The sequence below is a fragment of the Nocardioides insulae DSM 17944 genome (genome assembly GCF_000422825.1).
Lineage (GTDB): Bacteria > Actinomycetota > Actinomycetes > Propionibacteriales > Nocardioidaceae > Nocardioides > Nocardioides insulae.
In genome coordinates this window covers 6,909-28,052 of record NZ_AUGU01000015.1, presented here as the reverse complement: position 1 = coordinate 28,052, position 21,144 = coordinate 6,909, and the positions used below count along the sequence as shown (strand labels likewise).

Sequence of the window (21,144 nt, the reverse complement as noted above, 5' to 3'; positions counted from 1 at the left end):
GCGCGACGTTCTGGCAGGGTGACCCCATGCCCACGGTGCCACGCCTCGCCGACCAGTCACCGGACGACGGGCCCCCCGTGATCCTGCGCGAGCACCGGCCCGAGGACCTCCCGGGCCTGATCGAGCAGTGCCGGGATCCGGAGTTCCAGCGCTGGACCGGAGTGCCCGTCCCCTACGACCGGGACGAGGCCGAGGCCCACCTCGGCTACCTGCGCGATGCCTGGGAGCGCGGTCAGGAATGGAGCTTCGCGGTGGAGTACGACGGTCGCTACGCCGGCACCGTCTCGCTCAAGCACCACGGCGGCGTCCGCGGCGAGATCGCCTATGGCGCCCACCCCTGGGTGCGAGGCCGCGGCGTCACCACCCGCGCCCTCGACCTGCTGCTGAACTGGGGGTACGCCGCCTTGGGGCTGGAGTCGGTCCAGTGGTGGGCCGAGGTGGGCAACTGGCCCTCCCGCAGGGTGGCCTGGCGGCTCGGATTCACCATCGAGGGGACCCTGCGCCAGGTACTGCCCCACCGGGGCGAGCTGCGCGATGCCTGGGTCGGCACCCTGCTCCGCACAGACCCGCGTGAGCCCCGGTCAGCGTGGCTGAGTCCACCGGTCCTGGAGGGCGGCGGCGTGCGGCTGCGTGCCCTCTCCGAACACGACCTGCCGCGGGTGGTGGAGGCCTGCTCGGAGGAGGAGACGCAGCGCTGGCTGGGCGATCTGCCCGCGCCCTACCGCCTCCAGGAGGCGACCGACTACCTCGCGGACGCCCGTCTCGGACATGCGCGCGGCAAGCACCTGCACTGGGCGGTCACGGACCCGGAGACCGACCGGCTGCTGGGTTCGCTCGGGCTCAGCGGCATCGACGGATCCGCGCCTGAACTCGGCTACTGGACCCATCCCGACGCCCGCTGCCGCGGCCTCACCGTCGCGGCGTGCCGGCTCGCTCTCGCACACACCTTCGCGGCGTTCTCCCCACCCGTGGTCCGCGCCCGTTCCGCGGAGCAGAACGCCGCCTCCCGCCGGGTCCTGGAGAAGGTCGGGTTCCGTACGGCGGGGGTGCTGCGGCGCGACGTACCGATCCGCACCGGCCTGGTCGACGGGGTCCTCTACGACCTGCTCCCCGGGGAGCTCACGCCGCCGTCATAGCCCAGGACGTGATAGCCCCGACGTCATGGCCCCGGACCCACCGCCGGGCGATGCTCCGACGCCGACCGGGCCCGCCAGAGCCCGATCAGCCCCTGGACGCCGACCGCTGCCGCAGCGCGACCAGGGCGCTGATGCCCAGGAAGACCAGGCCGACCAGGGCCAGCAGCGCGCCGACCAGCGCGGTGGAGCGGTAGCCGTAGCCGGCCGCGATCACCACGCCCCCGAGCCAGGCGCCCAGCGCGTTGGCGATGTTGAGCGCCGCATGGTTCATCGCGGCGCCGAGGGTGACCGCGTCGCCGGCCACGTCCATCAGGCGCATCTGCAGGTTGATGGTGAGCACGGAGCTGAGCGCGGTGACCAGGAAGATCGCCGGCCACAGCCACCAGCCGTGCGGCGCCGCGATCCACACCAACACCATGGTGAGGACCCCTGCGACCGACCCGACGACGAGCGACTTGAACACCGACCACCGGGCCAGCTCGCCCGCGATCGGCGTACCGACGACCATGCCGAGGCCGAAGGCGAGCACGAACATCGGGACCGCCTGTTCGCTCAGCCCCGCCACGTCCGGCACGATCTTGCCGATGTAGGAGTAGACGGCGAAGAGTCCACCCGAACCGATCGCGCCCACGGCCATGGTCAGCCACACCTGGGTGTTGCTGAAGAAGCTACGGGCCTCGGAGCGGCCACTGGCCCCCTCGCGTGCGGGCACCCGCGGCACGAAGACCGCCACCAGCGCGACGGTGAGCAGGGCGAGCCCGGCGGCGGCGAGGTACGTCGCCCGCCACCCGAGGTTCTGGCCCAGCCAGGTCGCGACCGGTACGCCGACCAGGTTGGCGACCGAGAGTCCGAACATCACACTCGCCACGGCCCGACCCCGTCTCTCCGGCGAGACCAGGCCGGCCGCGACCAGGGATGCGATGCCGAAGTAGGCCCCGTGCGGGAGTCCGTCGAGGAAGCGGGCGACCATCAGCACGCCGTACGAGGGGGCCAGGGCGCTGAGCACGTTGAACAGCGCGTAGGCGCCCATGAACCCGAGCAGCAGCCCCTTGCGTGGCAGATGTGCCGCGAAGATGGAGAGCAGCGGCACGCCGACGACCACGCCGACGGCGTACGCCGAGACCACGTGGCCCGCGGTCGGCACCGACACGTCGATCCCGTCCGCGATCTGCGGGAGCACCCCCATCGTCACGAACTCGGTGGTGCCGATCGCGAAGCCGCCCATCGCCAGGGCCAGCAGCGCCCAGGCGGTGTGCACGGAGCGCCCTGGGACGTCGTGGGTGCGGAGATCGGTCTGTGTCACCCTCGCGAAACCCGTCCCGCCGAAGGCGCATTCCTGAGGACCGCTGTGCGTCCGGCCACGTGGCTGTTGAACGAGCGCTCAGTCACATCTTGACCCGGGGCCGAATGCTGGTCGAAGGTGTCGCCATGACCGCCCCCTCGCCCGACGCTCCCGCGCATGCCCCCACCGTCTCACCCGCGGGCGACCCCCGGTCAGGTGCTCAGCCCGGCCCGCCGACCGTGTCGGGCACGACCCTGGACGAGGTCGTCGGCCTCCTCGATCTCGACCAGGCCGGCCCCGACCTCTTCCAGGGCGGTCACACGGTGATGGCCGGCGAGGTCAACCACGTCTTCGGCGGGATGGTGGCCGCGCAGGCATTCGTCGCGGCGGCTCGCACCGTCGCCGCCGAGCGACCGGTCCACTCCCTGCACAACTACTTCCTGCGCCCGGGCGACCCTTCGGTCCCGCTGGAGTTCCATGTCGAACGGACCCGCGACGGCCGGTCCTTCTCCCACCGTCGGGTCTCCGCGGTTCAGCACGGCCGCACGATCGCGGAGATGTCGTGCTCCTTCGCGCTGCCGCTGGACGGCGTGAGCCACCAGGCGCCGGCCCCCGAGGTACCCGCTCCCGAGACGGTCCGGCCCGACACCGAGATCCTCGCCGGCCTACCCGGCGTCCACCCGGTCGCGCCGGCACCCGACGCCTTCGAGATGCGCACCCCCGGCCTGGCCGATGAGGTCGTCCACGGCCGGCGAAGCGCCCCCGGTGAGTCGATGCCGGTATGGCTGCGGGCCACCGGCTCGGTCGGCGATGACCCCGTACTGCACGCGGCACTGCTCACCTACGCCAGCGACCTGCACATCCTGCGCCCGGTGATGGGGCCGCACGAGTACTCCACCTTCGCGATCGACGTACGAGCCGCGAGCGTCGACCACGCCGTCTGGTTCCACCGGCCGGTGCCGGTGGACGGCTGGATCCTGATGGTCAACGACTCCCCCTGGGCCGGCTCCGGTCGCGGCGTGGCCCGGTGCCGGGTGTACGACGACGCCGGCGCGCTCGTCGCGGAGGTCGCCCAGGAGGCGCTCTTCCGTCTCCCCGACTGACCCAGCGCACCGCCCGCCCTCGCGCATCATCGGTGGAGCCGGGCTCAGCCGGCCACGCGGACCAGGTCGACCGGTCCGCCGTCCTTGGGGAAGGGCAGGGAGTGGTTGTCCAGCGGGGCGACGTAGGCGGGGTCCACCGACCAGCGGAACTCGCGCAGCAGCCGGTGCATGATCGCCTTGATCTCCAGGCCGGCGAAGTGCAGCCCGATGCACTTGTGCACCCCGCCGCCGAACGGAGCCCAGGCGAAGCGATGGGAGCGCTGTTCCTCCCGCCCCGGTGCGAACCGTTCGGGGTCGAAGGCGGTCGGGTCGCTCCACAGTTCGGGCATCAACTGCGACCACTGCAGGGCGACCATGCCGTGGGTGCCCGCGGGGATGCGCACCCCCTGGACGACGGTGTCGCTCACGGCGTAGCGCATCACCACCGGCACCGGGGCGCGCAGACGCAGGGCCTCCTTCATCACCAGGTCGAGGTCGACCAGGGCATCGAGGTCGGCCAGGGTGGGTTCGGGTGGCAGCGCGGTCACCTCCGCACGACACCGCTCCTGCCACTCCGGATGCTGGCCGAGCAACTGCATCATCGTGGAGGTCGTGATCGTGGAGGTGTCGTGCGCCGCCATCATCACGAAGATCATGTGGTTGATGACGTCCTCGTCGCTGAACCGCTCACCGTCGTCGGTCTCGATGTGGCACAGCACCGAGAACAGGTCATCGGTCGCGTGGGCACGCTTGGCCGGTAGGTAGTGCCGCAGGAAGTCCTCGAGGACACGACGTCCCCGGAAGGCCCGCCCCCAGCGGGTGAACGGCACATCGGCGCGCACCAGCCCGGCCGCGGCCTGGACGCAGGCGATGAAGGCGCGGTTGACCCGAGCCATCTCCTCGGCGGAGGTCTCGGCGGCGCCCCCCATGAAGATGTCGGCGGCGATGTCGAGGGTCAGTTGCTTGAGTCGCCAGTACGACGGGAACTCCGGGTCGCTCCCCCATGACCGGGTGCCCCGCGCGATGACCGGCGGCATCGCGCCGGTGTAGGCGGCCAACCGGTCGCGGGTGAAGGCCTCCTGCATGATCCGGCGGTGCCGATGGTGCTCCTCGAAGTCGATCAGCATCAGCCCGCCGTGGAAGAACGGGCCGACCAGCCGCGACCAGGCCGGCTTGTTGGCGAACGCCTTGTCCCGGTTCTGCAGCACTTCCGCGCAGGCGTCGGGCCCCAGGAACATCGCTCCGGTGCCCCCGAGCGCGTTGAACGGCGCGACCGGCCCGTAGTGCTCCCATTGCCGCTGCATCAGTGCGACCGGGTCGCGGGCGTAGTCGAAGAGCCGACCCAGCCAGGGCAGCCCGGAGTCCTCCCGACGTACGTCCGGGATCTCCCGGACCGAGGCCCCGGTCTCGGCCGACCGCTCACCTGAGTGCACGCTTCCCACCTCCGTGTGAGCGGCGCCACACCGCTCCGTGCGGGAGGCTACTCCCCCGTAGCCTCTCCCGGGGAGGGTTCGTGACCCTCCGCCCTGTCAGCCGGCCAGGTGGCCCCACCGACGCACCAGCTGGGACCAGGGGCCGGTCGCGACGATGTGCCCCTCGACCAGCACCACCACCCGGTCGGCCTGGGCCAGGGCCGCGTGCTTGGTGGTCGCCCCGATCACGGTGGTGTGACGGTCGCGCAGACTGGTCCAGAGCTCGATCTCGGTGCTGGCGTCGAGGGCGCTCGACACGTCGTCGGCCAGGAGGAGCTCGGTCTCGGCCGCCAGCGCGCGCGCCAGCGCCAGCCGCTGCACCTGCCCCCCGGAGAGTCGGACACCTCGGTGCCCGACCAGGGCGTGCTGGCCACCGGCCTCCACGACGTCGCTCTCCAGGCGGGCATCGGCGACCGGCCGGTCGAAGGCCCGGACGTGCCCGAGCTGGACGTTGTCGGCGAAGGTGCCGGACAGGACCCTCGGCACCTGCGCCACGTGCGCGACCTGCCCCGGACGCAGGAAGACCTGGGCGTCCTCGATCACCCGGTCGTTCCACCGGATCTGACCGGTGTGCTCGACCAGCCCGGCGAGGGCGCCGATCAGGCTGGACTTGCCTGCGCCCACCTGACCGACCATCAACACGAGTTCGCCGGCCTCGATGGTGAGATCGACGTCGCTGACGCCGAGGGTGCCGTCGTCGTGGATGGCGCTGAGCCCGACGAGTTCGAGTCGCTGCAGCGGCTCGGCCACCACGGCGGCGGGCTCGGGTGCCTCGCCGGCGACCAGGTCCACACCGGGCGGGAGGTCCATCAGGTCCCGGCCGCCGGCGAACCTGCTGGTGGCCTTCTGCCAGGCCCGGGTGCCCGGTGCCTCGGTGATCACCGAGCCGGCCACCCTGCCGAACCAGTCGAAACCGTTGACCGCGCCCGAGACCAGCAGCGCGGTGGCCAGGCCCCACCATCCCCACACCAGGGCGGCCCAAGCGGCGACCACGCCGAGCTGGACCATCACGATGGGCACCCCGTCGAGGACCGCCTGGACCCGGTGCTCCCACACCGCGGCCCGCACCCGGCCGGCGTCGACGTGCCGCAGATGCGTGTGCACGTCGGGGGTCGCCGCGGCGAGCTTGACCGTGCGCGCCGACTCCAGAGCGGAGACCAGCGCGCGCCCGAAGCCGGCGCGGGCGGCGGAGGACGCAGCCGCGGAGCGGCCGGCCAGGGGTCGACCGAGTGCGGAGGCGAGGCCGGAGGCGACCATCACCGCGAGCAGGATCCCGCCGGCGAGCCAGGTGCCGCCCAGGAGCGCGGTGAGGGCCGCGATGACCAGTCCGTTGACGAAGTCGACCCAGCGGTCGGCGTAGCGGGCGTAGCGGTCGGCGTCCATCGAGCGGGCCACCACCTCACCGGGCGGGGTGCGCGGCAGCCGATGCTGCCGGGTCTGCCCGTAGAGCACGGCCATCCGCGCACGGAGCATGACCTCCACCCACCAGCGCGGGTAGCGCCAGAACGCGTCGGCCAGCAGCACGGGTGCCGCGACCAGGCACAGCACCAGCGCCACGGTCAGCAGCGCCGGAGTGCCGCCGTCCTGCAGGTCGACGACCAGGCGGCCCCACAGCATGCCGGTGATCGCCCCCTGGGCGCCGACGGTCGCGGCGAGCAGGAACATCGCGGCGCCGAGGATGCCCCACCACGGCCGCACCGAGAGGGTGTGCGCGATGCCGCGGGTCAGGCTCGGACCGGTGCCCACCTCGGGTAGCTCCGGTGGCGGCCCCGTACGGCGACGCCCGCCGATCGCGGCCGCCTCAGCGGCCGCGGATTCCCGTCCCTCCGCGCCCGCCGACGCGGGGACCGCCTCCGTGCTCTCCAGGCCCACGCTGTCCAGCGCCCGCGCGCGCAGGCCGAGGCTGGCCTGGAGCAGGTCGTGGAACGGCCCGGGATGCTCGGCCAGCTCGGCCCGGGGGCCGTGCTGGACCAGACGCCCGCGGTCGAGCACGCCGACCAGTTGGGCGCGCTCGGTGGTGGTGAGCCGATGGGCGACCAACACCCCGGTGCGTCCGCTGAGCAGCCGGTCGGCCGCCGCCACGACCCGACGCTCGGTCAGCGGGTCCATCCGGGCGGTGGCCTCGTCGAGCACCACGACCCGCACGTCGCGCACCAGCAGCCTGGCGAAGGCGACCAACTGCTCCTCACCCGCCGAGAGGGTCGTGCCGCCGGGGCCGAGCAGGGTGTCGAGGCCCTCGGGCAGACCGGCGACCCAGTCGTCGAGCCCCAGCTCGGAGACGGCGGCCTCGATCTCGGTGCGCGGCTTCTCGGCGAAGAGGGCGATGTTCTCGGCGAGGGTGCCGGCCAGGATCTCGGTGCGCTGGGTGACCACACCCACCGCTCGGCGTAGGCCCTGCAGGTCGAGCTCGGTGACGTCGACACCGCCGAGGAACACCGCCCCCGGCGGCGGCTCCACGGCGCGGGACAGCATCGAGGCGAGTGTGGACTTGCCCGAACCCGTGCGCCCCACCAGGGCGATCGTCTGGCCGGCCGGCACGCGCAGGTCGATGTCGTGGAGCGCGAAGGTGCCCTCGGCGTAGCTGAACTCGAGGGAACGCACCTCGATGTCGACGGCACCCGCCGGTAGGGACTGCCCGCCGACCGGCTCCTCGTCGGCTCCCAGCAGCTGCCGCAACCGCATGATCGCGCCCAGCCCCGCCTGGAGGTCGGGGAGGTGCTCGGCCACCATCGTGATCTGGCCGACGAAGGTGGAGGTGATCAGGAAGAGGGTCACCAGCGCACCCACCGAGAGAGACCCGTCGGCGGCGAGCGCGACGCCGGCCACCGCCACGGCGACCAGCAGGGTGTAGAGCAACAGGCCGGCGCGACGCACGAGCCTGCTCTCGACCTCCACCACCGCGCGGAACCGAGAGTGCACCTCGGCCGAGAGTCGTGCGAGCCGACGGACGACATGGGCCTGCCCGAGGCTGGTGCGGAGGTCGTCGCGGCCGGCGATGCCCTCCTCCAAGGCGGCCGCGTGGTCGGTCCAGGCCATCTCCTCGACGACCTTGCGGCGCGCGATCTCCCCGAGCAGGGGACGGATCGCCCACCCGGTCACGGCCGCCATGAGGGGGAAGAGCAGCCAGGCCGGCCACCAGGTCAGCCCGGCGATCACCCACATCGGGAGGACGCCGAAGAGGGTGCGCGCGACGATCCACAGGTGCAGCCGCACCAGGGTGCCGACCTCGTGGGTGTCGTCGTCGACCCGGTCGAGGATCTCGCCCACGGCCTGCTCGTTCAACGCCCCCAGGGGCTGATGCAGCGCCGCGGTCAGCAGGTCTGCGCGCAACCGACCCTCCGCCCGGTCGCTCACCCCCGACCAGGCCACCCGGCCGACGGTGTCCACGAGGGCCGCTCCGACCACGCACAGGGTCAGCAGCCAGATCAGGGTGCTGGAGGGATCCTCGGCCAACTGGCCGGCGACCACGGTGCCCAGGCTCTGCCCCAGCGCCGCGAGCGCGGAGGCGATCAACGCGGCCACGGTCACGCGGCCGCGGAGTCGACGCCAGTCCACCCGGCGCGCAGGATCCGTGGAACGGGTGACCTCGGTCGGAAGAGGTCTGGTCAACGTGTCCGTCATGGCCTCGTTGACGCTACGCCACCACACCGACAGTTCTCCCCTGGTTTTCAAGTGCTCCGGACGCGGACAGGCCCCGCCGACTCCGGTGAGCCGGACGGGGCCCGGGCGACGGGATCAGCTCCCGTCCCACGCGCGGCAGCGTGCCGCCGGGCGGGTGCACCTTGTCCGTTGCACGCACCCGTGCGGCGACACGCTCGCGCCAACAGTTACAGCGTCGCGAGGGCGCCGTTGAGCGTGGCGGAGGGACGCATCACCTTGTCGATCTTCTCGCCGTCGGGGTAGTAGTAGCCCCCGATGTCGGCGGGCTCGCCCTGCACGGCCTTGAGCTCCTCGACGATGGTCGCCTCGCCCGCGGTGAGCTTCTCGGCCAGCGGAGCGAACGCCGCAGCCAGGTCGGCGTCCTCGGTCTGGGCAGCCAGCTCCTTGGCCCAGTACAGCGCCAGGTAGAAGTGCGAGCCGCGGTTGTCGAGGGTGCCCAGCTTGCGACCCGGGGACCGGTCCTCCTCGAGGAAGGTCGCGGTCGCGCGGTCGAGCGCGCCGGCGAGCACCGTCGCCGCCGGGACGCCGGCCTGCTCGGCGTACTTCTCGAAGGCGGGCACGAGGGCGAAGAACTCACCCAGGCTGTCCCAGCGCAGGTAGTTCTCCTCGACCAGCTGCTGCACGTGCTTGGGTGCCGAGCCGCCCGCGCCGGTCTCGAACAGACCGCCGCCGGCGATCAACGGGACCACGGAGAGCATCTTGGCCGAGGTGCCGACCTCGAGGATCGGGAAGAGGTCGGTGTTGTAGTCGCGCAGGACGTTGCCGGTCACCGAGATGGTGTCCTCGCCGCGCCGCATCCGCTCCAGCGAGTACGCCGTCGCGAGGGCCGGGGCGAGGACCTGGATCTCCAGACCGGTGGTGTCGTGCTCGGGCAGGTAGGCCTCGACCTTCTTGATCAGCTGGGCGTCGTGCGCACGGGTCTCGTCGAGCCAGAAGATCGCCGGGGTCGCCGAGGCGCGGGCGCGGTTGACGGCGAGCTTGACCCAGTCGCGGATCGGGACGTCCTTGGTCTGGCAGGCGCGCCAGATGTCTCCGGCCTCGACGTCGTGCTCGAGCAGCGCCTCGCCGTTCGAGCCGAGCACGCGGACGGTGCCGGCGGCCGGGATCTCGAAGGTCTTGTCGTGTGAGCCGTACTCCTCGGCCTTCTGCGCCATCAGGCCGACGTTGGGGACGCTGCCGATCGTGGCCGGGTCGAGCGGGCCGTTGGCCTTCACGTCGTCGATGACGGCCTGGTAGACGCTGGCGTAGGAGGAGTCCGGGATGACGGCGAGGGTCTCGGCCTCCCCACCGTCGACGCCCCACATCCGTCCGCCGTTGCGGATCATCGCCGGCATCGAGGCGTCCACGATCACGTCCGAGGGGACGTGCAGGTTGGTGATGCCCTTGTCGGAGTTGACGTAGGAGAGGCGCGCACCCGAGGCGAGCGCGGCCTCGAAGGCGGCCTTGATCTCCGAGCCGTTGGCGAGCCCGTCCAGCGCCGGCAGGATCGAGCCCAGGCCGTCGTTGGCGGAGAGACCGGCGGCGGCGAGGTCGGCGCCGTACTTCTCGAAGACCTCGGCGAAGTAGGCCTTCACCACGTGGCCGAAGATGATCGGGTCGGAGACCTTCATCATGGTCGCCTTGAGGTGGACCGAGAAGAGCACGTCGTCCGCCTCGGCCCGGGCGATGGCGTTGCGGAGGAAGGCGTTGAGCTGGGCGACGTCCATCTTGGTGGCGTCGACGATCTCGCCGGCGATGACCGGCAGCGACTCCTTGAGCACGACCTTCTCGCCGGCCGTGGTCTCGAGCACGATCGACAGGGTGTCGTCGGCGGTGATGGTCACCGACTTCTCGTTGCTCTTGAAGTCGTGCTCGCCCATGGTGGCGACGTTGGTCTTCGACCCCTCACCGAACGGCTTGTTGGTGTGCGGGTGGCTCTTGGCGTAGTTCTTCACCGAGGCGGGGGCGCGCCGGTCGGAGTTGCCTTCGCGCAGGACCGGGTTGACCGCCGATCCCTTGACCTTGTCGAACTTCGCCCGGATCTCCTTCTCCTCCGGGGTGGAGGGGTCCTCCGGGTAGTTGGGGACCGCGAAGCCCTTCTCCTGCAGCTCCTTGATGGCCGCCTTCAGCTGCGGCACCGAGGCCGAGATGTTGGGCAGCTTGACGATGTTCGCCTCGGGCGTCTTGGCCAGCTCACCGAGCTCGGCCAGCGCGTCATCGGCCAGACCGAACTGGGCGAGGATGCGCGCGGCCACCGAGATGTCGCGGGTCTCGACGGGTACGCCGGCCTTGGCGGCGTACGCGGAGACGACGGGAAGGAAGGAGTAGGTCGCCAGCAGGGGCGCCTCGTCGGTGTGCGTGTAGATGATCGTGGCCATGGTTCGGGCGGCTCCTGAACTCGAGCGTGGAAAGATACCTCGACGTCAAGATACCTGACGGCACCGAACGCCGTGTCCGCGCGCCCAGCTTCGCATCCCACGCACACGGCGGGAAAGGTCTAGAGTCGTTCGCGACCTCTCGTTGGACCCACTCGGAGAAGGGCAGCTGCAGGACATGTCTGACACGGCGACACCCACACTCGTCCAGAAATTGACCGCGGAGGCGATCGGCACGTTCGTGCTCGTCTTCTTCGGCTGCGGCTCGGTCATCTTCGCCATCTCAGCCGCGGGGAGGGACGCACTGGCGCTCTTCCCGACCATCACCACCGTCGGCCTCACCTTCGGTATCGCCATCGTGGTGATGGTCTACGCCTTCGGCAAGGTGTCCGGCGGACACTTCAACCCCGCGGTCTCCCTCGGTGCTGCGATCGCCGGCCGGATCGCTTGGATCGATGCAGCCCTGTACGCCGCCGCCCAGGTCGTGGGCGCACTCGTCGGCGCGATCGTCCTCCGGATCCTCGTCGAGGGTTTCCCCGCCTACGACGTCGAGCAGATCGGCCTCGGACAGAACGCCTACGGCGACCTGTCCCCCGGCGACTACTCCTGGATCGCCGCCTTCGGCCTCGAACTGGTGATGACCTTCCTCTTCGTGATGGTCATCCTGGCCGTCACCGACATCCGCAACGACCACCCGGGGATGGCCCCGCTGGCGATCGGCCTCACCCTGGCCGCGATCCACTTCGTCGCGATCCCCGCCACCGGCACCTCGGTCAACCCAGCCCGGTCCATCGGACCGGCGATCATGACCTTCGACTTCGACGTCATCCTTCAACTGTGGCTCTTCATCCTGGCGCCACTGGTGGGTGCCGCCCTGGCCGGCCTGCTGATGCCGGTCCTGTTCGGTCGCGGCGACGAGGATGTGCCGGGCTCGGGCCTGCGGTTCGGTGCGGCCCCCGCCGCGGCACCCGCCTGGGGCGCACCCGACCAGCTCCAGCAGGAGTGGAACCAGCAGCAGGACTGGAGCCAGCAGGGTTACCCGCAGCAGCAGGGGTACGCCGCTCCGCAGCCGGAGCAGCAGGCCCCGCAGGCGCCGCAGTCCCCCGCTCAGCACGCCGCCCCCTGGACCGATGAGGAGGACGGCCGCACCGTGATCAAGGGCGAGGGCACCGAGGCGCCCCCGCCGGCCGATCAGCCGGTGATCATCCAGGACGGCTGGCAGTGGGATTACGCCGCCCAGCAGTGGAAGCCCGTCGACCAGCCCCCGCAGGGCTGAGCCGCACAGCAGCACTCACCGACGCAGCGTGGAGGTCAGCGACTCGATCTGGCCGCTGGGCTCCTCCTCGCGCCGGGTGAGCCCCAGGCCGAGCTCGTAGACCTCGGTCACGACCTCGGAGGTCACAGCCCCCGGTTCCGTTCCGACGGAGCCGGGGGCTTCCTGCTCCCCACCTCCAGGCCCGATCTCGAGCTCCACGCGACCCTTCTCGACCTCCGTCACCGTCGCGACCGGCTCCAACACGCCGGGCAGGTACGCCGTCCGGTAGCCGTCGCCCAGCCGAGGTCCGGCCGCCATCACCAGCCCGGCCTGAGCGCCGCCCTCGCCGGCCCGCCAGGTGTCCTCCGGTGCGGTCGAGGGGCTCGGCGGATTGCCGCTCCCGGCTTCCGCACCGGCGCCCTCGGCATCGGCGTCGCGCCGGCCGAACCACCACACGTTGCCGTCCCGGTCCTGGGCGTAGTAGTAGAAGGCCCGGTCGAGAATCCCGCCGGCGTCGCCGGTGAGTCTCTCGAGGACCACCGTGGTCAGCACGCCGGCGATGCGCTCGGTCCCCGACTGGACCGACACCGTCCGCACTCCGTGACCGCCGGAGGGGAGTTCGACGGCGTACGTGCTCACCCGGCCCTGCTCCAGCGGCAGCCACGGATTGTCCACCGTCGCGACGAAGTCGGCCGGATCGGGCGAGGGGGTCGGGATGGTCAGCTGATCCACCCCGGTAGGCGGCTCGGTGCGGGAGAAGGTGCCGCACCCGGTCAGTACCGGGGTCAGCACCAGCGAGGCGGTGACGACGGCCCTGACGACCCAAGGGCGAGATACCTGCACGGTGCCAGCATCCCCCATCGACCGGACTCGCCGGAGAAGGGCCGGCGACCTCCTGTGGGCCAGATCACTTCGCTGCTACGGTGACCGGCGTGACGACTCCCCTGAAGGTGGCGGTCACCGGTGCCGCCGGACAGATCGGCTACTCCCTGCTCTTCCGGATCGCCTCGGGCGCCCTCGCCGGCGAACGCGAGGTCGAGCTCCGGCTCCTCGAGATCACGCCCGCTCTGAAGGCGCTCGAGGGGGTGGTGATGGAACTCGACGACTGCGCCTTCCCGCACCTGGCCGGCATCGAGATCGGCGATGACCCCCAGCAGGTCTTCGACGGGGTCGAGCTGGCCCTGCTCGTCGGGGCGCGCCCCCGGTCGGCGGGCATGGAACGCAAGGACCTCCTCGAGGCCAACGGCGCCATCTTCACCGCGCAGGGCCGGGCACTGAACGAGGTCGCCGCCGACAACGTCCGGGTCCAGGTGACCGGCAACCCCGCCAACACCAACGCGCTCATCACCGCTGCCAACGCACCCGACATCCCCCGCGAGCGGTTCTCCGCGCTGACCCGCCTGGACCACAACCGTGCGATCGCCCAGCTCTCGCTGAAGACCGGGGTGCCCGCGCACGACATCGCCAAGATGACCATCTGGGGCAATCACTCCGCGACGCAGTACCCCGACCTCACCCACGCGCTTGTCGACGGCCGGCCCGCCCTGGAGCTGGTGGACCGGACCTGGGTGGAGGAGGACTTCATCCCCACGGTGGCCAAGCGCGGCACCGCGATCATCGAGGCGCGCGGGCTCTCCTCGGCCGCCTCCGCGGCCTCGGCGACCCTGGACGCCGCCCGCACCTGGCTCAGCGGTACGCCGGCCGACGATTGGGGCTCGATGGCGGTGATCTCCGACGGCTCCTACGGCGTCCCGGAGGGTCTGGTCAGCTCCTTCCCCGTCACCACCGGCGGCGGTGAGTGGCGGATCGTTCCGGACCTCCGGATCGACGACTTCTCCCGCTCCCGCATCGACGCCTCCGTGGCCGAGCTGTTGGAGGAGAAGGCGGCCGTGGAGTCACTCGGCCTGGTCTGAGCGCACCGCTGCTCGCGGCGTACCCGCCCCGGCAGGCGCGCCCGACACCCCGTCGCCCGGCGGGCCGCTTGTCGGGCTCGCCAGGCTGGGGCGGGGCGCTCCAACGCGGAGGGTCACATCGTGGGCTGGTCCGGGATGCTCCCGGCCAGGAACCACAGCAGCCCGGCGAGTACGGCGAGCAGCGTGACGTCGAGCCATCGACTCCGCACCGCGAGCATGCCGGCGTCCCGGCGAGGAAGGACGAGCCGGACCAGGGCCGCGGCCCCCAGCGCTCCCGCCACGCACTGGATGCCGAGCCGCCAGCGGTCCGCGGTCACGATGCCGATCCCGGCCAGGGCGACCACCAGCACCACCAGGAACACCGCACCTCCCACCGTCGAGGGGTGCCGACGGTGCTCGGGTTGCTCGGCCTGCTGTTCGCCCTCGGCCTGCTCGCTCACAGGGTCAAACTACCGATCCGCCAGCGCGTTCTCGGCGTTGAGCACGATGTTGGAGAGCAACATCGCGCGCGTCATCGGTCCGACCCCGCCGGGGTTGGGCGAGACCCAGCCGGCGACGTCCCAGACATCCGCGGCTAGGTCACCGGCGAGCTTGCCATCGACCCGGGAGACACCCACGTCGAGCAGGGCCGCTCCGGGCTTGACCATGTCGGCGGTGATGATGCCGGGTACGCCGGCGGCGGCCACCACGATGTCCGCGTTCCTGATGTGCGCGGCCAGGTCGCGGGTGCCGGTGTGGCACAGCGTCACGGTGGAGTTCTCGCTGCGCCGCGTCAGCAGCAGCCCCAGCGGACGCCCCACCGTCACCCCGCGGCCCACCACGGCCACCTCGGCCCCGGCCAGCTCGACGCCGTGGCGACGCAGCAGCTCGACGATCCCGGCCGGCGTACAGGGCAGCGGGGCGGGCTTGCCGAGGACCAGCCAGCCGAGGTTGGTGGGATGCAGGCCGTCGGCGTCCTTGGCGGGGTCGATCAGGCCGAGCACGCGGTTCTCGTCGATGCCCTTCGGCAGCGGGAGCTGCACGATGTAGCCGGTGCAGGCGGGGTCCTGGTTGAGCACCCTGACCGCGTCCTCGATCTCCTCCTGCGTCGCGGTGCCGGGCAGGTCGATCCGGATCGACTCGATGCCGACCTCGGCGCAGTCCTTGTGCTTGCCGTTGACATACCAGCGCGACCCCGGGTCGTCGCCGACCAGGATCGTGCCCAGACCGGGCTGGACGCCGGCCGCACGGAGCACGGCCACGCGCTCGCGCAGTTCGTCCTTGATCGCCTTGGCGGTCGCGGTGCCGTCGAGTTTCTGAGCGGTCATCTCGGCCTCGCGATCAGTGGAAGAAGTGGCGGGTGCCGGTGAAGTACATCGTGACCCCGGCCGCGCGGCAGGCCTCGACGGTCTGCTCATCGCGCACCGAGCCACCGGGCTGGACGATCGCCTTCACGCCGGCGTCCAACAGGATCTGGGGGCCGTCGGAGAAGGGGAAGAAGGCGTCCGAGGCGGCCACCGAACCGGCCGCGCGCTCCCCCGCCCGCTCGACGGCCAGCTTGCACGAGTCGACCCGGTTGACCTGGCCCATGCCGACGCCGACCGAGGCGCCGTCCGCGGCGAGCAGGATCGCGTTGGACTTCACCGAGCGGCAGGCCTTCCAGGCGAAGGCGAGGTCGGCGAGCACCTCGGGAGAGGCTGCCTCGCCGGTCGCGAGGGTCCAGGTCGCCGGGTCGTCCCCACCGTCCTCCACGACGGCGTCGACGTGGTCGCGCATCTGGACCAGGACGCCGCCGCTGATCTGCCGGAACTCGGCAGGCTGCTCGCCGCTCTCCGCGGTGCAGACCAGGATCCGGATGTTCTTCTTGCCCTGCAGGATCTCCACGGCGCCGTCGTCGTAGCCAGGGGCGACGATCACCTCGGTGAAGACCTCGGACACCTGCTGGGCCATCTCGACCGAGACCGGCCGGTTGCTGGCGATGACGCCACCGAAGGCGGAGACCGGGTCGCAGGCGTGCGCGCGCCGGTGCGCCTCGGCGATGTCGGTGCCGACCGCGATGCCGCACGGGTTGGCGTGCTTGATGATCGCGACCGCCGGCTCGCCGAATTCGTTCGCAGCCCGACGGGCGGCGTCGGTGTCCACGTAGTTGTTGTAGGACATCTCCTTGCCGTGCAACTGCTCGGCGCCGGCCAGACCGCCGGTGCCGTCGGAGTACAGCGCGGCCTGCTGGTGGGGGTTCTCGCCGTAGCGCAACACCGCCTGCTTCTCCCACGCCTCGCCGGCGAAGGCGGGCCAGCCGTCCTCCGCACCGACGTAGGAGGCGGCGAACCAGTTCGCCACCGCCGAGTCGTACGCCGCGGTGTGGGCGAACGCCTCGGCTGCCAGGGCCTTGCGCTGGTCGAGGGTGAAGCCGCCGGCACCGGCCGCGGCCAGCACGTCGACGTACCGCTCCGGGCTGGTGACGATGGCGACCGACGGGTGGTTCTTGGCGGCGGCGCGGACCATCGAGGGGCCGCCGATGTCGATCTGCTCGACCACGTCGTCGGGAGCCGCGCCCGAGGCGACGGTCTCGCGGAACGGGTAGAGGTTGCACACCACCAGGTCGAACGGCTCCACTTCGAGCTCCTCGAGCTGGGCCACATGCGACTCGAGCCGGCGGTCGGCCAGGATCCCGGCGTGCACGCGGGGGTGCAGGGTCTTGACCCGGCCGTCGAGGCACTCGGGGAAGCCGGTCAGCTCCTCCACCTTGGTCACCGGGAGCCCGAGCTCGGCGATCAGCCGCGCGGACCCGCCGGTGGAGACCAGCGCGACGCCGGCCTCATGCAGTCCTCGGACGAGCTGCTCGAGCCCGGTCTTGTCATAGACGGACACCAGTGCCCGCTTGATCGCGATCCGGTCCTGTGCCACGGTTCCACTCCTCATCGCTACGTTGATCTCGATGAGGGCACCCAGGCGGTCGATGCCGGCTCGTCACTCCCTGGTGGTGACCCACCTGCGCCAGTCGTGTGCCCCGATCCTATCCGGGAACTAGGCTCCCAGCCGAACCCGCCTCCCGTCGACCGACCAGCCCTCGCGGGCCATCCGGCCGACGGTGTCGACGAGCACCCCCCGCTCGGCCACCTTGATCCGCTCGTGCAGCGCCTCGACGTCGTCGTCGTCCTCGACCGGCACCGCCCGCTGCGCGACGATGGCGCCGGTGTCGACGCCGGCATCGACCACGAAGAGGGTGCAACCGGTCACCTTGACGCCGTACTCGAGTGCATCCCTGGGTCCGTGCATGCCGGGGAAGGACGGCGAGAGCGCCGGGTGGGTGTTGACCGTGCGGCCGCCGAAGTGGGCGAGGAAGTCCTCGCCGACCAGCTTCATGAAGCCGGCCAGGACCACCAGGTCGGGCCGATACGCGGCCACCGCGGTGGTCAGCGCGGCGTCCCACTCGGCCCGGCCGGCGTGGTCCTGGACACGCTGGACGAAGGTGGGGACACCCGCCCGCTCGGCCCGCTCGAGCCCGACGATGCCGGTGCGGTCGGCACCGACGGCGACCACCTCCGCCCCGTAGGCAGGATCGGCGCAGGCATCGAGCAGGGCCTGCAGGTTGGTGCCCGAACCGGACACGAGGACGACGAGGCGAGCGGCTGGCACGCCGGAAGTCTAGACGTCCTCGTCCTCGGTGGTCTCCGCCGACTCGGCGCTCGCCCGGGGCCGTACCGCGGTGTCCGTGGTCGCGCTGGCGGGGCCCTGTGCACGAGTCATGGAGCGACGCTGCCACCACACACCGGCCAGCCCGGCCACGAGGCCGGCCAGGCCGAAGGCGGTGAGGACGTGGATGAGGAGGTCACCCACGAACGGGCCGACCTGTGCCATCCGACCCGGACCGACCGCTCCCCCGGCGAGCAGCGAGAGCAAGCAGAGCAGCACCGCGGCGAGGAGGCCGCCCGCCATGCCACGTACGGCGCCCTCCTCCCAACTGGCGGTGGGACGCCGACGCTGGGCGTGCAACACCCCCGCGGCCGCGGTGAGTGGTGCGAGCGCCATCAGGGCGGGGGTCCAGGCCGGGGGGTCACCGGCGTCCGGGAGCGCCGCCAGCAGTGGGAACAGCGGCAGCGCTCCGAGGGACACCGCCCCCGGGGCGACCACGGTGCCGGCGCCGACCGCGAAGCCCGGACCGAGCAGGTAGGAGCTGGCGAACAGCACGGCGTTCGGCAGCAGCAGCACGCAGATCAGGGCGTACAGCACGACCGCGCCGGCGTCGGTGTGCAGCTGGGAGAAGATGTTGATCGCGGTGTCGAGGTCGGCCACGAACGCGATCAGCAGGACGGCAGCGGAGACCAGCAGCCAGCCCAGCAGGATCGATCGGGCCGCCGCCACGCTCGCGCGCACCGACTCCGGGAGCAGCGCCAGCCACACCGATGCCCGCCCCGAACCCACCGCGATCGCGGTGCCGCCGGCGCCGAGCGCGAGCAGCAGGGACCAGCCGAAGACCCGCCCGGCGGACGGCGAGCCGGCCAGCGTCGCCACCAGCACCGCCATGGCGGCGTAGGCCAACGCGAACACGCCCGCCCCCACCGGCACGGTGTAGTCGCGCTCCCCGTCCGCCAACCGCTCCGCGTCGGGTCCGTGCCCCGAGATCGCGTCGCCGGCCCCCAGCCCCAGCCGCCAGCAGGACCAACCGCACAGCAGGGTGAGGCCGAGGGGTACGGCGCTGATCGTGGTGCCGGCCACCTCGATGCCGGAACCGTGCGCCAGCAACCAACCCAGCGCCCCGACGCGGAGGGCCTCGCTCGGCGTCCCGTGCGCCCCGGCGTCGCTGAGGAACCAGCCGACCACGCCGACCGCCAGGCAGAGCACCAGCGTGCCCAGGGCGGCGAGCAGGCCGGCCAGGGCGGCGACCAGGACCAGCGGACGGCGATGACGCAGGTCAGCGGCGAGACCGCTGGCGGCGCGCGCGGGTGAGTGCAGCAGGGACGTCATCGTGGCCATCCTGACCCGGCGAGGTCGCCGGTTCACGCAGGCACGCCGGATCCGGTCTTGGCCCGGTGTGGGACAGGCCACCGTCACGCGGACGGCCTGCCCCGACCACGGCCCGCCTAGACTCGGCACGGTCATGAGCAACAAGCCCGACCCAGCTGCCTTCGCGACCTTCTATCGAGAGGTCCGCGACCGGCTCCTCCTCCAGACCTGGGCACTCACCGGTGATCTGCCCGCCGCCCAGGCCGCCGTCCGCGACGCGCTCACGGTCAGCTGGCACCACTGGCGCAAGGTCAGCCGGCTCGACGACCCCGAGAGCTACGTGCGGCCGCAGGCATGGAGCCGGGCGTTGCGCCGGCACACGACCCGCCCCTTCCACAAGGAGAAGGACGTCCCGGACGAGGTCCGCGACACTCTGGCGGCGTTGGGCAAGCTCCCGCTGGTGCAGCGGAAGGTGTTGCTGCTCGCCCACCTCAGCCGACTCCCCCTCGACCAGATCGCCCGGGAGGTCGGCCTCGCCCGCGCGCGTGTGGAGCGCGAACTGCAGTCCGCCAGCTCCGCGTTCAGCCTCTCCCGCGAGGTCGAGAGCACCGCGATCCCGTCGGTCTTCGCGCCGATGGCCGCCCACCTGGACGACGTCTCGTGGCCCGAGGCGGACACCCTGACCCGGGCCGGCACCCGGCGCCGTCGTACCCACACCTTCGCCGCGGCCGCGGCCGCGGTCGTCGTACTGCTGGGCACCGGATGGGCCGTCACCAGCGATGGTCAGAGCGGCCCCACCCTGGACGGTCTCCGGTTGACCGGGCCGGGTGAGAGTCCCTCCAGCAGCGCTCCGGTCCCCGAACTCGAATCGACCGATCTGGTGACCGCCGAGCAGGTCAACGGCCGCCTCCCCGGGCGGTGGCGGGTCGATCTGACCTCCGACAGCTCCGCCGACGACGGCCTGCTCCTCCCCTGTCATCGGCAGCGGTACGCCGGCAAGGACGTCGAGTCCTCACTGGTGCGCACCTTCACCGGCCGCACGCCCGACGCCGCCGTGGGTTCCTCCGCCGAGGTGGCGGGCAGCGAAGCGGGCGCCGAGGCCGCCTACGACAACGCGCTGACCTGGTACGCCGCCTGCCAGGACTCCCGCTTCCAACTGCTCTCCACCGAACAGGTGCGCCGCGTCGGCGACGAAGCCAGCATCGTGCTCCTCCAGAACTGGGCCGACCCCGTGCGCACCATCGCCGTCGGTGTCGCCCGGACCGGTCAGTTGACCACCACGGTGGCCGCCCAGCTGCCGCCGAAGCAGCTGAAGAACAGCACTGGGATCAGCGGACTGCTCGCGGACTCGGTCAACGGAGTCTGCGATCTCCCCGAGGCCGGCGCGTGCGCCCGGGTGCCCGTGACCCGTGAGGTCAAGCCGCTGCCCATCGGTCGCAACCCCGCGATGCTGGACGAGGTCGATCTCCCGCCCGTCACCGGTGTGAACAAGCCCTGGGTCGGCACCCGACCGCAGCGGGCCACGGTCAACCTTGCCGCGACTCGGTGCGACACCACCTCCTTCAACACCGACGCGGTGAGCAAGGGGCGTACTCGCTCCTTCGTCATCCCGGAGGCGGCCCGGCTACCCGAGGAATTCGGACTGACCCAGTCGGTCGGCCAGCTGAGGAACCAGGCCGCGGCCCGGCGCTTCGTCGAGCAGGTGCGCACCAAGATGTCCAGCTGCCAGGACCGTGATCTCACCGTCGACGTCACCGAGCTCTCCTCCGAGCGGGCCAAGCAGCGTGACCTCACCCTGTGGCGGGTCTCGGTGGAGGTCTCCGACAACCGGACCGTCGTCTACCAGATGTCGATCATCCGCGAAGGCCGCAACGTCTCCCAGCTCGGGTTCATCCCCGCCGACTCGGTGCAGATGGTCGCCGGCGACTTCGCCACCCTCAGCGACCGCGCCCAGGACCGCCTCGGCTACCTGTCCTGACCACTCCGGACCGTTGAGTCGGTCCTCCCGGACCGTTGAGTCGGTCCTCCCGGACCGTTGAGTCGGTCCTCCCGGACCGTTGAGTC

General features: G+C 71.8%; 15 protein-coding genes and 1 riboswitch. Of the genes, 5 read left to right on the top strand and 10 right to left on the bottom strand.

Features of this window, described 5'->3' with window-relative positions; genetic code table 11:
* Positions 1–26 precede the first annotated feature (26 nt).
* A complete protein-coding gene (locus tag G515_RS19935) occupies positions 27–1,136 on the top strand; it encodes a GNAT family N-acetyltransferase (protein ID WP_051217968.1) in 1,110 nt (369 codons plus the stop codon).
* An 85-nt stretch (positions 1,137–1,221) separates the two neighbouring features.
* On the opposite strand, the gene G515_RS0106840 is transcribed toward G515_RS19935, so the two are convergent.
* Positions 1,222–2,439 (bottom strand): MFS transporter, encoded by a 1,218-nt coding sequence (locus G515_RS0106840; protein WP_028659561.1) that lies wholly within the window; start codon positions 2,437–2,439, stop codon positions 1,222–1,224.
* A gap of 125 nt (positions 2,440–2,564) precedes the next feature.
* On the opposite strand from G515_RS0106840, the gene G515_RS0106835 reads away from it, so the two are divergent.
* Positions 2,565–3,521 carry an acyl-CoA thioesterase gene (locus G515_RS0106835; RefSeq protein WP_084653285.1) on the top strand — a complete coding sequence of 319 codons (957 nt, stop codon included), beginning with the start codon at positions 2,565–2,567 and terminating at the stop codon, positions 3,519–3,521.
* Between the two features lie 44 nt (positions 3,522–3,565).
* On the opposite strand, the gene G515_RS0106830 is transcribed toward G515_RS0106835, so the two are convergent.
* The 3 genes from G515_RS0106830 to G515_RS0106820 form a co-directional block, all read right to left on the bottom strand.
* Entirely contained in the window at positions 3,566–4,933 is a 1,368-nt protein-coding gene (locus G515_RS0106830) for a cytochrome P450 (protein ID WP_084653247.1), read from the bottom strand.
* 96 nt (positions 4,934–5,029) lie between these two features.
* Positions 5,030–8,593: an ATP-binding cassette domain-containing protein gene (locus G515_RS0106825; RefSeq protein ID WP_028659558.1), complete on the bottom strand. Its 3,564-nt coding sequence runs from the start codon at positions 8,591–8,593 to the stop codon at positions 5,030–5,032.
* A gap of 206 nt (positions 8,594–8,799) precedes the next feature.
* The gene (locus G515_RS0106820) at positions 8,800–10,989 is read right to left on the bottom strand and encodes an NADP-dependent isocitrate dehydrogenase (protein ID WP_028659557.1); all 2,190 of its coding nucleotides are present in this window, start codon (positions 10,987–10,989) and stop codon (positions 8,800–8,802) included.
* A 175-nt stretch (positions 10,990–11,164) separates the two neighbouring features.
* Between G515_RS0106820 and G515_RS23025 the strand changes: the two genes are divergently transcribed.
* On the top strand, positions 11,165–12,262 hold the full coding sequence (locus G515_RS23025) for an MIP/aquaporin family protein (protein WP_084653245.1): 1,098 nt from the start codon (positions 11,165–11,167) through the stop codon (positions 12,260–12,262).
* A 15-nt stretch (positions 12,263–12,277) separates the two neighbouring features.
* On the opposite strand, the gene G515_RS0106810 is transcribed toward G515_RS23025, so the two are convergent.
* Positions 12,278–13,084: a hypothetical protein gene (locus G515_RS0106810; RefSeq protein WP_157571034.1), complete on the bottom strand. Its 807-nt coding sequence runs from the start codon at positions 13,082–13,084 to the stop codon at positions 12,278–12,280.
* A gap of 89 nt (positions 13,085–13,173) precedes the next feature.
* Between G515_RS0106810 and G515_RS0106805 the strand changes: the two genes are divergently transcribed.
* Positions 13,174–14,154 carry a malate dehydrogenase gene (locus G515_RS0106805; protein WP_036554729.1) on the top strand — a complete coding sequence of 327 codons (981 nt, stop codon included), beginning with the start codon at positions 13,174–13,176 and terminating at the stop codon, positions 14,152–14,154.
* Positions 14,155–14,267: 113 nt separating this feature from the next.
* On the opposite strand, the gene G515_RS0106800 is transcribed toward G515_RS0106805, so the two are convergent.
* From G515_RS0106800 to G515_RS19925, 5 genes are all read right to left on the bottom strand, one after another.
* Positions 14,268–14,594 (bottom strand): DUF3017 domain-containing protein, encoded by a 327-nt coding sequence (locus G515_RS0106800; RefSeq protein ID WP_157571033.1) that lies wholly within the window; start codon positions 14,592–14,594, stop codon positions 14,268–14,270.
* 9 nt (positions 14,595–14,603) lie between these two features.
* Positions 14,604–15,461 carry a bifunctional methylenetetrahydrofolate dehydrogenase/methenyltetrahydrofolate cyclohydrolase gene (locus tag G515_RS0106795; RefSeq protein WP_028659553.1) on the bottom strand — a complete coding sequence of 286 codons (858 nt, stop codon included), beginning with the start codon at positions 15,459–15,461 and terminating at the stop codon, positions 14,604–14,606.
* A 13-nt stretch (positions 15,462–15,474) separates the two neighbouring features.
* Positions 15,475–17,040 (bottom strand): bifunctional phosphoribosylaminoimidazolecarboxamide formyltransferase/IMP cyclohydrolase, encoded by a 1,566-nt coding sequence (gene purH / locus G515_RS0106790; RefSeq protein ID WP_028659552.1) that lies wholly within the window; start codon positions 17,038–17,040, stop codon positions 15,475–15,477.
* Positions 17,041–17,072: 32 nt separating this feature from the next.
* Positions 17,073–17,148: riboswitch (ZMP/ZTP riboswitch) on the bottom strand.
* Positions 17,149–17,160: 12 nt separating this feature from the next.
* Positions 17,161–17,772 carry a phosphoribosylglycinamide formyltransferase gene (gene purN, locus G515_RS0106785; RefSeq protein WP_028659551.1) on the bottom strand — a complete coding sequence of 204 codons (612 nt, stop codon included), beginning with the start codon at positions 17,770–17,772 and terminating at the stop codon, positions 17,161–17,163.
* 9 nt (positions 17,773–17,781) lie between these two features.
* Complete coding sequence (locus G515_RS19925) at positions 17,782–19,101, bottom strand: cell division protein PerM (RefSeq protein ID WP_211220974.1); 1,320 nt, start codon at positions 19,099–19,101, stop codon at positions 17,782–17,784.
* Positions 19,102–19,234: 133 nt separating this feature from the next.
* Here G515_RS19925 and G515_RS0106775 point away from each other — a divergent pair, with 133 nt between their 5' ends.
* Complete coding sequence (locus G515_RS0106775) at positions 19,235–21,058, top strand: sigma factor-like helix-turn-helix DNA-binding protein (RefSeq protein ID WP_028659550.1); 1,824 nt, start codon at positions 19,235–19,237, stop codon at positions 21,056–21,058.
* Positions 21,059–21,144: the final 86 nt, after the last annotated feature.